The 15,683-nt window shown below is 34.8% G+C and carries 10 protein-coding genes; 2 read left to right on the forward strand and 8 right to left on the reverse strand.

Translation table 11 applies throughout. The features are described from left to right. Positions 1 to 35: 35 nt before the first annotated feature. The 5 genes from ade to BN4220_RS01215 all read right to left on the reverse strand — a co-directional run bounded on the left by ade (position 36) and on the right by BN4220_RS01215 (position 9,982). Positions 36 to 1,832 (reverse strand): adenine deaminase, encoded by a 1,797-nt coding sequence (ade, locus tag BN4220_RS01195; protein WP_066712437.1) that lies wholly within the window; start codon positions 1,830 to 1,832, stop codon positions 36 to 38. Positions 1,833 to 1,991: 159 nt separating this feature from the next. Beyond that, the gene (locus BN4220_RS01200) at positions 1,992 to 4,178 is read right to left on the reverse strand and encodes an ABC transporter ATP-binding protein (protein WP_066712441.1); all 2,187 of its coding nucleotides are present in this window, start codon (positions 4,176 to 4,178) and stop codon (positions 1,992 to 1,994) included. An 18-nt stretch (positions 4,179 to 4,196) separates the two neighbouring features. Next, entirely contained in the window at positions 4,197 to 7,115 is a 2,919-nt protein-coding gene (locus tag BN4220_RS01205; protein WP_066712443.1) for an ABC transporter transmembrane domain-containing protein, read from the reverse strand. A 102-nt stretch (positions 7,116 to 7,217) separates the two neighbouring features. Then, complete coding sequence (locus BN4220_RS01210; protein ID WP_066712446.1) at positions 7,218 to 8,783, reverse strand: glycoside hydrolase family 28 protein; 1,566 nt, start codon at positions 8,781 to 8,783, stop codon at positions 7,218 to 7,220. Between the two features lie 53 nt (positions 8,784 to 8,836). Then, complete coding sequence (locus BN4220_RS01215) at positions 8,837 to 9,982, reverse strand: glycoside hydrolase family 88/105 protein (protein WP_242867721.1); 1,146 nt, start codon at positions 9,980 to 9,982, stop codon at positions 8,837 to 8,839. A 118-nt stretch (positions 9,983 to 10,100) separates the two neighbouring features. On the opposite strand from BN4220_RS01215, the gene BN4220_RS01220 reads away from it, so the two are divergent. Together BN4220_RS01220 and kduD are read left to right on the forward strand one after the other, a co-directional pair. Then, complete coding sequence (locus tag BN4220_RS01220; protein ID WP_066712448.1) at positions 10,101 to 10,976, forward strand: AraC family transcriptional regulator; 876 nt, start codon at positions 10,101 to 10,103, stop codon at positions 10,974 to 10,976. 402 nt (positions 10,977 to 11,378) lie between these two features. Beyond that, on the forward strand, positions 11,379 to 12,140 hold the full coding sequence (gene kduD, locus BN4220_RS01225) for a 2-dehydro-3-deoxy-D-gluconate 5-dehydrogenase KduD (protein WP_066712450.1): 762 nt from the start codon (positions 11,379 to 11,381) through the stop codon (positions 12,138 to 12,140). Positions 12,141 to 12,259: 119 nt separating this feature from the next. Here the strand turns inward: kduD and BN4220_RS01230 are convergent, their stop codons facing one another. From BN4220_RS01230 to dcuC, 3 genes are all read right to left on the reverse strand, one after another. Next, positions 12,260 to 13,036 carry an SDR family NAD(P)-dependent oxidoreductase gene (locus BN4220_RS01230; protein WP_066712807.1) on the reverse strand — a complete coding sequence of 259 codons (777 nt, stop codon included), beginning with the start codon at positions 13,034 to 13,036 and terminating at the stop codon, positions 12,260 to 12,262. A 105-nt stretch (positions 13,037 to 13,141) separates the two neighbouring features. Further along, positions 13,142 to 14,152: a LacI family DNA-binding transcriptional regulator gene (locus BN4220_RS01235; protein WP_066712453.1), complete on the reverse strand. Its 1,011-nt coding sequence runs from the start codon at positions 14,150 to 14,152 to the stop codon at positions 13,142 to 13,144. Positions 14,153 to 14,221: 69 nt separating this feature from the next. Then, positions 14,222 to 15,637, reverse strand: coding sequence for a C4-dicarboxylate transporter DcuC (gene dcuC, locus BN4220_RS01240; RefSeq protein WP_066712456.1), 1,416 nt, complete (start codon positions 15,635 to 15,637; stop codon positions 14,222 to 14,224). Positions 15,638 to 15,683 lie beyond the last annotated feature (46 nt).

Here is a 15,683-nt window from a genome sequence, read left to right on the forward strand (position 1 = left end):
GTAGTTTTCACCAAGCTGACACCTTACACTTTATATTATTCAATCTCTAACGGTACAAATTGAAATGTTGTACAATCCACCAAGCCTCGATTTGTTAATCTTAACTCTGGTAAACAAGCAAGTGGTATTAACGCCATCGTCATATATGGTGAAACAATATTACATCCAATTGCTTCCCATGCCTTTGTAACTTTCGCAACCATTTCAGCCATTTCATCCACTGGTTTATTATTCATTAGTCCTGCGATTGGAAGTGGTAATACTCCAATTAATTTTCCGCCTTGTGCAACCGCCATACCACCACCGCATTCCACAAGTGCATTTGCTACAATTGCCATATCTTCATCATTACTTCCCAGAACTAGTAAGTTATGTGCATCATGAGCAACGGTTGACGCCATCGCTCCATTTTTAATATGAAATCCTTTTACGAAACCAAAACCTTTTGTTCCCGTATAATTATGACGTTCAAATACAACCGCCTTTAGCACGTCCTGGCTTGGGTCTGCCTGAATGTACCCATCTTTTACTGGAACCGTTATATGTCTTTCATAGGTTCCAACTTTTTCAGGAATTATTTCAATCACACGTACTTCGGTGTTCCCTTCTTTTTTTGTTTCAATTTTAAAGGAATCTGAAGTGATTGTTTCTTTGATATGCATTGTATTTGTTGCTTTTTCTGGGAATTCATATTTTTCTAATTCAATACACATCTTACCATCTTTCGCTACAACATTCCCATCGATAATTACTTCATTTACATTTAAATCCGTTAAGTTATCAAGAAATACAATGTCTGCACATTTCCCTGGTGTAATAGAGCCTAGGTCTTGATCCATATGAAATGCCTGGGCACAGTTAATGGTAACCATCTGGATTGCCGTTAACACATCAATGCCTTCTTCCACAGCTCTTCTTACAATGTGATCTAAGTGACCATCTTCCATTAATGTATGGGGATGTGTATCATCTGATATTAGCATAGCAAATCGTGTATCTATATTTTCTTCCGTAATACTACGAGCAACGTCTTTTAAATCATGCCATGCACTGCCTTCTCTAAATTGAGCATACATACCCAATCGCATTTTTGCCAATGCTTCTTCTTTGCTTGTGGATTCGTGGCATGCCCGGACACCACTTGCTATATAGGCACTTAAACCTTTTCCAGTATCTGAAACTGACCAATGGCCAGTTACTGTCTTATTTGCCTTTAGTGTTTCACCAACAATTCGGTGTGTTTGGTCATCGCTACCTATAATCCCAGGATAATTCATCATTTCTCCTAGTCCTACAACACTATCCCATTTCATACTTTCAGCAACTTCCTCTGGGCCTATAAATGCACCCGTATCTTCAAATCCTGGTACAGCAGGTACGCAAGAAGGCGTGGTAACCATATTTTTTAATGGCGTATGTTTTCCATCCTCAATCATGTAGCGTACCCCGTCCATGCCAAGCACATTACAAATTTCATGAGGGTCCATATATATTCCTATAGTACCATGTGGTACTACTGCTTTTGCATATTCACTAACACTCATCATAGAAGATTCAACATGAATATGTCCATCTAGAAAACCAGGTGCAATGTAGCGTCCATTCGCTTTTATTACCGTAGTTTCTTCACCGATGCAATGTGTAGCATCACCAACTAATGCAATTCTACTATTTTTAATTGCAACATCCATATGTTCCATAATCTCTTTGGTACATACATTTATAAGTTTCGCATCTTTTATTACTAGGTCGGCACTTTCTCTACCCATCGCCACTGCAGATAAACTCTTTGACACTTGCCATAGAGGTTGATCTTTAAACATATTGAACATAAACATTCCTCCTCTTACGTAGTATTGTTTTTATTTACAACTATATTATATTACATTTGGAAGATTAATACATGAAGAAGTTAAATTATTATCTTAATAACCTAAAAAGTACCTTTTATCATTTCAGAATTATATAGATATAGAAAGGGGCCGTCGATATCAACTCCCTTGCATCCTAAGCTGCGCCATCACTAAATGATAATAAATTCCCTTCTTTTCTAAAAGTTCATTATGGGTTCCAATCTCCGAAATTTTTCTCTTATCAATTACAATCAACCGGTCTGCATTCTTTAACGTTGAAAGCCGATGTGCAATGGCAAAGGTCGTTTTCCCCTTCGTTAAGTTTTTCAGTGCCTGCTGAATCATAAATTCACTTTCTGTATCCAGTGCAGACGTAGCCTCATCCAAAATCAAAATCCTCGGATCGCTTAAAATAGCCCGGGCAATGGCAATTCTCTGTCTTTCACCACCAGATAAGTTATACCCATGTTCCCCAACGTAAGTATGATAACCGTCCGGTGTCTTACATATAAAATCATGGGCACCAGCCGCTTTCGCAGCACGAATTACATCTTCAAAACTTGCATCCTGCTTTGCAAACCGTATGTTGTTTAAAATACTTCCAGAAAACAAAAAGTTCTCCTGCAATACGACCCCGATTTGAGAATGTAAACATTCCTTATTCATATCACAAATATTAATTCCATCAATAGAGATAGATCCGCTATCAACATCATACAAACGCATAATTAAATTAATCAATGTAGATTTTCCCGTTCCCGATGCACCAACTATCCCAATCATTTCACCCTGCTTAACCTGTAGTGAAATTTCCTCTAGTACAGGCTCATAACTCTTATATCCAAAGCATACATCTTCAAAATCAATATCTCCTTTGATACGAAACTCTTTCGCTTTTGGTTTTTCCTGAATTTGCGGCTCTTCCTCTAAAATATCATAAATACGTTCTAGAGAAGTTAACATCTCCATAATACTTCTTGGAAGCTGAGTTAACCTTCCTAATGGACCATAAATAATTCCTGTGTATGTAATAAACTGTAGTAATTCCCCGGCACTCATAGTCCCAAGTAATACAGCCTTTCCACCGAAATAAGTTACAAAATATAAACCAAGTCCCATAACAAAGGTAAGGATTGGATAGAAAACCGCAAAAAAGACTTCATTATTTTTCTGAACTCTTGCATAATCCTGCGCCATTTCATTAAAATGTTCCGATTCTTCCTGCTCTTTTCCATATGATTTTACCAAGCGAATGCCTGAAATCACATCTTGAAGGCGGCTGTTTAACTTATCTTCTTTAATCCTTTGCATTCTGAAAATATGCTTAATTTTCTTTTTCCAAATTTTCGTTGCGATTAACACAAATATAAAAAACACCAAAGAAGCTAATGTTAATAAGAAGTTCATCCGTAGCATAATAGCTAAAGCTCCGATCATAGTAACTAAGGCTGAGAATACATTACCAAAGACATTTTCCATAAACCTTCGTATCTTGACGGTGTCTTTTACCACACGGTTCATTAAATCTCCCGGTTTTCTTCGTTCTTGGAAAGAAAGAGAAAGTATTTGTATTTTATGAAATAATTTACTTCGAAGCTCTTTACTAATCTGAGCCCCAAGCCTTACACACCACCAGTTTTTCGCAATTTGAATTGTTATGACGGCAATGGTCAATACTAACATAACCACAATAAAGAAGAGAATGTCTTTGTAATCACCATTTTTATATACTAAAACATCATCAATAAAACGCTTTTGCCATTCTGGAATATAAAGCTGTGCAATCGCTGCTATAATCATAAAGATTGCTATCCCGATAAACCTCCACCTATAATCTTTTATTAACTTTAGGAAATTACCCATAGTCGTATGCCTACCACTACAATATGGACATTCTCTTGTTCCTGGTAGTACTCTTCCACATTGTTCACAATACCGGTCTAACTCTTTACTTACAACTTCTTTAAAGATACCTTTTGACAAATTCTCTGCGCCCTGCGCTACTTGAAAGTATTGTCCTAGGTATCGCATAGAAAACCGTGCAGTTATTACCTCTTCACTACCATCATCCACAATAATAGCTCCACAATTAACCATTTCCTTGCACACAATACGTTTTATCTGCTGTAGCTCATATTCATATAAAATATGAACCCCTTGCATGACAAAAAAGCGGATTTCTGTGATTATAACAAAGCCATCCCTAACATAATTAAAACTTCCGCTACTTTCTAAATCATATGGAACACAAAATTGAATCTGTTCTTCCTGTTTTAAATTTAAAATCCTTTTTTGTTCCTCTGACAATTTATAATTTAATCTCATGACTTTTTCCTTTCTGATTTATAAGAATAAGTCAATTTTTTTCAATTCAGCTGCTGACAAAGTTCCGATATCCGGTATTTCAAAACGATTTCCGTCTAAATCAATAATAAGTAGCTTTGTTTCCGATAAAGATATCACCGAGCCTCTGCCAATTGAGATTGCGAAACGACAATCGCCATAATCCGTTTTAACCTCAAAATATGCATATCCATATTCTTCTTTGATGGAAAGTATCTTTTGAATCTTTGGTATATGGTAGCGAAACTCTAATTGTTCTTTTAAAATCCCCTCTTCTTCTTTAAATAATGAGATATCTTTGATAACTCCTATCTCTTTCGCCGCCTCATTTGATTCTCGTACCGAAATAAACCCATATGGATCAGAGAATGGAAATGTACGAACAAGATCTACTCGGTCATAATGGACATCTTGATAATCTAAAGATAAAAATCCACCTTTTGTTTTCTTAAAAACAGCTTCCTCTGGTTTTAAAAATAATAAATCCATTCTTTTTTTAAATTCTTGTTCATAAGCTTCTTCATCAAATACGTCTAAAAATCCGTCTTCTTTTTTCTGACCCTTCATATCCTCTCGCCTTCCTTCAAGCGCAAGTGCATTGTTTTGTATCTGCATTAACCGATAATAAATTCCTTTTTCAGCAATTAGTTCTTTATGAGTTCCTGACTCTTTTATTTCTCCATTTTCCATAACAATTAGCTTATCTGCACCATTTAAGGTGGAAAGTCTGTGAGCAATGGAAATTGTAGTTCTCCCCCGAATTAACTCCTCAATGGAATACTGAATTGCTTGTTCTGTTTCTGTATCCACCGCTGCTGTTGCTTCATCTAAAATTAAAATCTTAGGATTCGCAAGTATTGCACGTGCTATTGAGATTCGTTGTTTTTCTCCTCCTGATAGCATACGTCCTGATGAACCAATCACTGTCTCATATCCATCTGGCATCTTACAAATAAAGTCATGTGCACTGGCTTTTATCGTAGCTGCAATAATTTCTGCTCTCTTTGCATCTTTTCTGGCATAAGCAATATTTTCAGCTACCGTTCCCATGAAAATATATGTCTCTTGAGAAACCATGGCAACATTATTTCTTAATTGTTTCAGTGATAATGACTTCAAATCAATCCCATCAATATAAATACTTCCCTCTTGTGGATCATAGAGTCGATTTAAAAGGTTTGCTAGTGTGGATTTTCCAGCACCAGACCGACCTACAATTCCAAGCATTTGACCGGATTTTATATTGAAACTGATATTTTTTAACACGGGTTGATTTGGTTCATATCCAAACGTTACCTGATTAAATTCAACGTTTCCTTTAAAATCATTGATTATGACTGGAGAGCTACTTTCTTCTATCTCTGGAACTGCATCAATAATTTCCAAAATACGCTCAGCGCTATTCATGCTATTACTCCACCAACGAAAGCAATGGGAGAAAAAATCCAAAGGTCCATTGAGTTGGCTAACGTAACTGGTAAACGTAATTAAAGTTCCTAGCTCCATATTTTTGTTACCAAGGACGAGGAAAGCACCAACTCCCCACGTAAGAAAGGAAGCAATGTTCTCAACTGCTGAGTACCAAGCATAAAAACGGTTATCATACCCGTTCACTTGTAACTCAGACTGCATTACCATTTGATTATATTTTGTAAATCGATCAATTTCCTTTCTCTCTTGCCCAAAGGCTTTTACAACTCGTGCCCCCATAAAGTTATCGTTTAGTTGGGCACTTAAACTTCGATTTTCCCTATGCCTTCTTCCATATAATCTCCATAATTTTGGCAGCATATAGGCACTTAAAAACATGAGAAATGGAAGTAGTGCTAAAGAACATACCGCAAGCAATGGATTCATAGAAAACATTACAATAACAGTTAGCAACAACGTTAATAAATTAATAAAAAAATAGGGAACCCCATCAATGAAAAATCCTGTTACCTCATCTGCATCACTGAGTACTCTAGTCATTAATCCACCAGTTTGCCTACTGTTATAAAAATTAATGGAGAGTCTTCCCATCGATTTAAAAACATCACTTTTTATCTGCTGTACAACATCGGGAACTATTTTAGCTGACATAACTCCTTGTATAATTCCTAAAAGCTGTCCAATAATTTTACAAATCAACATTGTAATTGTTAACGCTGCAAGTACAATAAAAAAGTTTTGAAATCTTGCTGGAAACAATGATAGAAACTGTGGATCTTTTTTTAACACCTTATCATATAAAATAGTTCCGTTTAGATATGGCCAAACAAGACTAATGCCAGCACTGGCTATGTAACAAAACATCATAAAAATCATCTTTTTTGTATGTGGTTTAAAATAGTATAAACAACGAAAAAATATTGATTTCTTTTCTATGCAGCTAGGACAAATTTTCCTTTCTTTATTTGGGTAAATCTTGCCGCATTTAGGACAACTCTCGAACTTCTTTTTGTCTTTCCTATCTACAGTAACACTCTCTCCAGACTTAATTTTACGAAATGCTTTTACAAAATCATGCATATTAGACATTTTAGACTTTGTAAACTTTAAAAGTAACTCCTCTCCATCTTTTGTCTTTGCTGCCAGTGCTCCACCGCTTAATCGTCGCAATATGATTAAATCTTCTATTTCATTGATCGTATACGTCTCTTCTGTAACCTTGCTTTTATTTTCCCTTATTCTTTTATTGTTCTTAAAATGTTTCGTGTCTTTTCTCTTCTTTTCTTCCCTTTCCTTTCCTCCCCCTAATATGTAAACACCTGTAAAGTCTTCTTGTTTTATTAGAACCAAAGAATCTGCCGTTGAAACAATATAGTTTTTAACAAATCTATGGGTTTCCCCCTCATCTGCTTCTGCATACGCTAGAATTTCATCCTTACTGATGCCTCTCTTATCCAGATAATCCAAAATCTCATTTGTCAAATCCATATTGACCTCCATCCCTTGGCATACCTTCTACGCAGCCTAACTAATTCATACCTCATAAGGCCTAAATTTGTAAAAATTCTTCTTTGCATAACACAAATTCCACTATTCTTTTACATCAGTTTCTAAATTATCGACCTTATCAATATCTAACACGATTCCATCACTTCCATCAATTGATACGTTTTTTAAGGATAAATGTTTAATATTTCTTGCAAATAATCCACGTTTTACAGAAGGCTCACACCCAATCATCATAGCCGCTTTTCCCTTTTTTGCATCTTTTGCATAGGTAACCTTTATATTTTCCATCGTAACTGACTCAATTTTCTTTTCTGGTAAACCATAAAAGTAAGCTGCTGCAACATGACAGTTTTTACACACAATATTCTTAAACTTTAAATCCTTAATACTTGGAGTACGTTCATCTACTGGTAATGCTTCCTTACTAGAAACGTAGTTTGTCCTTCCGTCTGGGTCACAGAAATAAAAACTATTCACAACAAATGGTGTTTGAACATGATCCATTTCAATATTTTTAAAATAAATATTCTGAAGAACTGAATCCTCTCCTCTTCCTCTTCTTGTCTTAATACGTAATCCTCGGTCTGTCTCTTCAAATTTACAATTCATAACCTTGATATTATCTACACCAGCAGCTATTTCACTTCCAATCGTAACTGCTCCATGTCCTTTTTTCATGTAAGAATGTCTTATTATGAAATTCTTTGATGGTGTTTTATACGTCTTACCCATATAAATCTTACCAGACTTAATTGCAATGCAGTCATCTCCAACAGAAAAATATACCCCAACAATTTCAACATCATCGCAGGATTCTGGATCGATGCCATCTGTATTTTGGGAATTTGAAGGAGATAGGATAGTAATATCATAAAAACGTATGCTTTTTGAAAAGTATGGGTGCAGATTCCAAGCTGGTGAATTTGTAATTGTCACCCCTTGAAGTGTAACATTTTTACAATTATTTAGAAAGAGCATTTTCGGACGTGCTGGATCATTTTTTCTCTTTTCTTGATCCCACCAATTATCAAAACTTGCACACCCATCAATGGTTCCCTTTCCACAGATTAATACATTCTCAACTTCAATCCCTGTAATCAGTGACGCAAAACTATCTAATGGATTTCCTTCCCAGGAGGCTAATAAATATTCCGAACGCTCATCATAACTCTCCACTCTTCCTGGAAGTACAGGAAATTTAGTTTTATCTATAAATGCAGAGAGAACTGCTCCTTCTTCTAATTCTATTATTATATTACTCTTTAAGAATAGGTTAGTAAATTTATAGGTTCCCTTTGGTACCAAGACCCTGCTATTTTTCGGGCAACTCATAATTGCTGCTTGTAAGAAAATTGTATCATCCGAGATACCATCTCCCTTTGCTCTAAAATCTTTTACATTTAGTGTTACAAATTCTTCATTTGTGTGTACTTTAACGTCTGTCGAATATTGATCTCCCTGAACAATACTTAATGTATAATCCGTGTCTGGTGACAATCCATATAATGTTTCCACTACTTTATTAGAGGTCATAACCTCCTCTCCGTTACAAATAATCTTATATTCCTCTGTATGATAACATGATTTTTCATCTTGTAATTCAATTACAATGCTTCTCGCAGTTGTTAATAATATATGAAATTCCAATGTTTTTCTCCTTTCTTATTAAAAAGTTTCAGAATTTTTTTAATGCAATGGATTTATTTGTTCTGATTTAATTTTAGATATTGTGCATATGCCATAAAAAGTGCTGCTATCCCTTTATTATCATTGGATACTATAGGTTCGGAAAGATAATATGAGATACTTCCATCTCTTCTTAGATTATCCTTTGGTCCAAGACCAGATACCGCATTTATATCATTTAATATGTATTTCCCATCCTTATATACTAATTTTCTCTCAATAATACTATTAAGAATGTTTTCGGCAGCCTTTTCATATTTTTCTGGTAATATAACTTTCATTCTACAAGCTTTAAATATTGACGCTGCAATCATTGCCGACCCTGATGTTTCAAGATAATTTCCTTCTTGCTCAGGAAGTGCGATTAACTGATAAAACAAGCTACTTTCTTTCTCTTGATACTGCAATAATCCTTTCAAAGCTTCTTTAAACAAATCACCCAATGTACGATAATTTTCATAAATTGCTTTTGACATCTCCTCCATCGTATCAATGAGTGCCATCTGGTACCATGCGATGGCACGTAGCCAGAAATTCTTTGAGCAGCCACCTGGTTTTTTCGCCCAGAATATTTCCTCTGATTCATCAAATCCGTGGTAATGTAACTGTTTTTCAGGATCAAACATATGCTTTCTCACTTGAAGAAACTGTTTTACGATATCTTGATAATGTTCCTTCTTCCCATATTTCGTCTCACATGCTGTATAAAATGGTTGTGCCATATATAAACCATCCAACCATACTTGGTTCGGATATATTTTTTTGTTCCAGAAGTTTCCGGATTCCGTTCTTGGCTGTTCGTTCAGCTGATTTTCTAAAACTTTCACTGCCTTATAAAACTTTTCATTTCCAGTCTGTTCATATGCAAAGATTAAGGCTCTCCCTGGTGCTATGTTATCTAGATTGTAGTCTTCTAGTTTATAGTGCTTTAATGTTCCATCTTCTTCTATATATTTATCCAAATAAGAGATGATAAATTCACGGAATAAACTCTTTCCTGTTGCTTCATACAGTTGGATTGCAGCCATAAGAATACATCCATCTTCGTAATTCCATTTATTAAATCGAACATTTTCATAGTTCCTATAAAACACTTCTACAAATGCATTTATTTTCTTTTCATTTATTACATTTAACATTTTTACAATCCCTTCTTTCATTATTTTCCTTCTATTGTTTAGTATAGTGGTTTATAGTATAATAATCTAAGATTATATTCCTATTTTTGCTATTTTTTCAAACTTAAATGAACAGAGAGAAAAGGAATGGTATGAAATTATGAAATATACAGTATTTGCAGAAAGAATGGATGGAGTGCGTGTTGAACATATCATACGAGATGTTGAATTTACAATGCCAGTCAAACACATGCATCCAGAATATGAACTGTTTTATTTAATTGAAGGGGATCGCTACTATTTTATAGAAAATGAAACCTACCTTATTCATACTGGAAGTCTAGTTTTCATTAAAAGAAACGAAATTCATAAAACAGGTGCTGTTCAAAATCGTACCTACCATAACCGAATATTAATTTCTGTTGCTGCAGAAGTATTAAATCCATTTCTAAATGCCATCGGACTATGTTCATTGGAACAATTTTTCTCAGGCCACCGAGTGGTTACCCTTGATACACAGGGGCAGAATTATGTTTTACAGAGGTTTAAAGAAGTTGCAAAAGAAATAAATGAAAAAAAAGAAGGCTATGAATGCCTTGTTAAAATGAAAATTACTGAACTGCTACTTTATATTCAAAGAATTCGCAAAGACCCTCGCCGTATATTAACAGAAACAATCTCTGAATCCGGGAAACATAAGAAAGTCCAAGAAATTACTACTTATCTATGTAGACATTATAGAGAGCAGTTTTCACTGGATGATTTAGCAGATAATTTTTATATCAGTAAGAGTTATTTAAGTCGCATTTTTAAAGATGTAACTGGATTTACCATTACCGAATATACAAATATTCAAAGGGTTAAATTTGCGAAAGGAATCTTAGAAAATAAACGTTGTAATATAACAGAATTATCCGCCCAATCAGGATTTGAAAGCATTACTTATTTTGAACGGGTTTTTAAAAAATACACGAAATTATCGCCTTTAGAATATCAAAAAGCGATTCATTCAAATTCATTCAAATCAAGAGAATAAAAGCTGTTAAATTAAAATTTCATAATAGAAAAAGATTGTTACAGAATAAACACATTTCTAATAAAAATAAGGGAATTTAGCATCAAAAGACTGAAAAATAGCTTAAATCACGTTATCTTTTTAACATTTGTTGAAAAGTTCTGACTACTATGATATCATTTCCATTGGCGCTAGAATCAATGTAATTTTGATTACATATATCTAGTAGAGCTTTCGTAAATGCAAAGCGCATAATATATACATATCTACATTTAACAATTCCTTATGCATACATTGCATAAGTAATATAAAAAATAGTAAATAATAGAATAATCAAGCAAAGTCTAAAACTTAGAATGCGAATTTTTCTATTTTACTAAACTAGACTTTACAAAGTTTTGCACATGAAGAGGAGTGGAAAAAATGATATTAGACATGTTTAACCTTAATGGAAAAGTTGCTGTTGTTACAGGTGCCAACACAGGCCTTGGACAAGGAATGGCCGTTGCACTTGCACAGGCTGGTGCAAAAGTAGTTGGCGTTGCAAGACGTTCCTGCGAGGAAACAAAAACTAAGATTGAAAGCTTTGGAGGAACATTTGTTGAAGTAAACGCAGACCTATCAACAACCGAACCTGTTCAAAGAATACTTGATGAATCTTTAGCAGCATTTGGAAGAGTTGATATTCTTGTAAATAATGCTGGATTGATTAAAAGAATTGATTCTATTGAATATGATGAAGCAAGTTGGGATCAAGTTATAAATGTGAATCATAAGGTGGTATTTTTCCTTTCACAGGCATTTGCAAAACAGTATGTGAAACAAGGACAAGGCGGAAAAATCATTAATGTAGCTTCTATGTTGTCATATCAGGGTGGTATAAGAGTTCCTGCATATACAGCAAGTAAGAGTGCTATTTTAGGTCTTACAAGAGCACTTGCAAATGAATGGGCAAAATATAATATTAATGTAAACGGTATTGCGCCTGGATACATGGCTACTAACAATACTGAGCAACTTAGAAAAGATGAAGACAGAAGTACCGAAATTCTTGATAGAATTCCAGCTGGACGTTGGGGCACTCCTGAAGACATGCAAGGTGCAGTAGTTTGGCTTGCATCTGATGCTTCTAATTATGTAAATGGCTTTACCGTAGCTGTAGATGGCGGTTGGTTAGCAAGATAATAAAAAGTTGGAATACGGTTTCGTATTCCAACTTTTTTGTGAGCAAAAAAAGGTTGCCGCAAAAAAGATATCTTCTCTTCTACGACAACCCCTTTATGGTCTATGTAATAGCTTAAATATTAAACAAGAGCTCCTCCACCATCTACGATTATGAATTGACCTTGAACATAACTAGAGGCATCACTGGAAAGATATAATACAGTTCCATTTAACTCCCCTTTGTTTGCAGGGCGTCCTGTAGGGTTTAATGTATTATATTGAGTCAAGAATTCCTGCGATTTAAATAAGGTAGCACTTGTCATTTCACTTTCAAAAAGAGCTGGTCCAATGGCATTTACAGTGATTCCATACTTTGCATAGGATGCTGCCATACCTCTTGTTAAACCAACAACTGCTGCTTTTGAGGAGTTATAGGAATGTCTAATAAATGCATCAAATTTATCTGCAACTACTGCATTTACAGACGCAATATTAACAATTTTGCCATAGCCTCTTTCTTTCATTTGAGGAACTACATATTTGCTGGCTAAAAAGATACCTTTTACATTAGTATCAAAAGACTTATTCCAGTCTTCTACGGACATACTATCTACTCCGCCACGTACTGCAACTCCTGCATTATTTAGTAAAATATCAATATGTCCAAAAGTATCAAGTACGGTTTGCATTGCTGCCTTTACACTTTCTTCATCGGTAACATCGCATCCAACTGCAAGTACTTTTCTACCTGTCTTTTCAAGTTCTTCTTTTACTGCATTTAACTTTTCTACACGTCTTGCTAATATTGCAACATCTGCCCCTGCCTTTGCATATGCAAGTGCAGCATCTGCACCAAGACCTGAACTTGCTCCAGTTACAACAGCTACTTTTCCTGATAAGTCAAATAAATTATCCATGTCCATTCACCCTTTCTTTCTAATTATTGTATCAAATTTATTAGTCTTCATTCATTTTATTGGATTTATCCATCCATCTAAAACGCCATATAGTCTGCATTGTAATTATTTATTTATTAACTTAACACTTTCATTTACAAGTAATTGAGGATATAAGCAAATAACTTCTGGTGCGGCATTTTCGTTATTAATATGTTTAAATAATAATCTACAGGAATTTCTCGCCAGTTTACCTAAATCTTGATCAATTGTAGTTATCTCTGGTGAAACAACAAAATTATGTAACGTATTATCATAACTAACGATAGAATAGTCATCAGGAACTTTTTTGCCATATTCACTCAAACATTTTAAAAATCCAAGTGTCATCATATCATTACAAATAAATACTGCTGTTAAATCACTATTCACAATTTCTTTCCCCGCATTATATCCGCCGATTGCCTTATATTGGCCATCATAAATATAATTTTCATTCACAGGTAAATTAAATTGTTTCATGGCCTCTTTATAACCAGTAACACGGGAATTCGCTTTTGCTACCGCATTTCCGATACAACCAATTTTGGTATGTCCACTTTTAACCAACATTGATACTGCTTGAAAAGAACCATTGATATTGTCTATGTAAACTTTGTTGCATTCAACATCATCCAAATAACGATCTACCATAACATATGGAACTGGAAGCGATTTTAAGTATATTTTAACTTTCTCATAGTCTTCATCGCTTCCGATACTTGGGGTATAAAGAATACCATCTACACCTCTGGAAACCAATAGATGCAATAATTCAATATCTGCTTGGGGATTTTCATCGGAGTTTACAATCATGATTGCGTATCCCTTCTTACGGCAATATTCTTCGATTCTCTTAGATAGCGATGAGAAGAAAATATTTTCGATATCGGGAATAATTAATCCTATTACATTCGATTTTTTAGTAACCAAACTTCTTGCCTGCTGATTCACTGTGTAATTGAATTTTTTTGCAACCTCTATAATCCTTTTTTTTGTTTCCTCAGCAATTCTACATTCTTTTTCATTAAGCACCAAAGAAACTGCTGCTGCACTTACACCTGCTTCTCGTGCAATATCTTTAATTGTAACTTTCATTTTATGTAACCTCCAGACAACCAATCCTTACAAACTATATAGTAACACAGGTTACTAATAAAAGCCATGCTAAAGGAATAATATCATGGATAATATAAACATAAATACAACGCCAGAAATCATGGGAATGGATGTACGCTTTACAAGTTCTAGAGGATTAATCTTAACTGTACCCGCTACAATCATAACAACTGCTGCTACCGGCGATACCGCTCTTATGATATTTCCTGCTAATGCCATTGGAATTGTGACGGCAAAAGCACTGATACCTGCCGCTGTTGCTAATGGCATCATCAATGGCACTAATGCATAGAATAACGCCGTTCCACTACCACTTACTAAAACAATGATTAGGGTTAGCCCAACAAGTATTAGTGGTAACACAAATCCTAAGCCTGATCCTTTGATTTCAAGCATTGTGTTTTGTAAGGATGATATTAAACCGATTGATTTAAGGCCAGAAACATAAACAGTCGCAGCAACCAACAAAGCTACGATTGACATAGAACCACCCATGCCTTTAAAAAAGTTTTCTGTTTTACTAAAAGCTTCTGCAGTGCTTTTGTTACGAATCGTTTCGCAAAGGATAGCAACAACAAAAGAAAATAATACTGCCAGTTCAACACTTACATTAACGGTTACTCCCGCAAAAGTATCAAATATATAAATTGCAATTAACAATAAAATAGGAAATACCGGTAAAATGGTATAGACGATTCGATATATCAAACCGCCCTTGATTTCGTCTACTTTCTCCATCTTTACTTCATCTTCATTATGTATCGGAGTTTTTTTGTCTAGATACTTTTGCCAAATAAAATGTACTACCGCCATAACTATTAATGTTGGTATCGATACAACTGCATGATATTTTAAGACATAGTCGGATACTGTTAATCCAGTAAATTCAGGATATTTTGCAAGCTCTGTTGCAATTGCTACATTATCTCCTCCCAAAGGTGTGGGCATTACCGTTGCTGTTGTAGCAATTACAGCTGCTGTTGTAAGAGTTGTCATTCCTGCCTGACGTAATACTGGGTACAACGTTGCTAATAAAATAATCGCCAAATTAGATGCACTTGGTATTACTAAAGAAAGTAAGTTACCTATTAAGAAAACGACAGGAACTAGAATATATACGGATTTAATCTTTTTAATTGGTTTTGTTAACGTATGAACTGTAACTTCATTTGCACCAATCGCTGACATATACGCAGTATATCCACCTAAAATCATGATGATAAAACCAGCGGAAGTAAGTGACGATTTAAATTCATTGATAATTACCAGTAGTGGATCTAAGAGTAGCAATCCTGATGATTCAAAATTGCTACCACCAATTGTGTTTCCTGCAAACGATGCTACATACATTAATAAAATACCCATTACTAGCATGGTTATCTTGATATCCATCTTTTTAATTAACATAACAATAACTATAATAATTGATAGCAGTGCGATACTATACATAATAAAGTTATTCATATGAAGTCACTTCCTTCCGCTTATTTTACATCAGGCCCTACAGCTT

The sequence above is a fragment of the Clostridium sp. Marseille-P299 genome (genome assembly GCF_900078195.1).
Lineage (GTDB): Bacteria > Bacillota > Clostridia > Lachnospirales > Lachnospiraceae > Lachnoclostridium.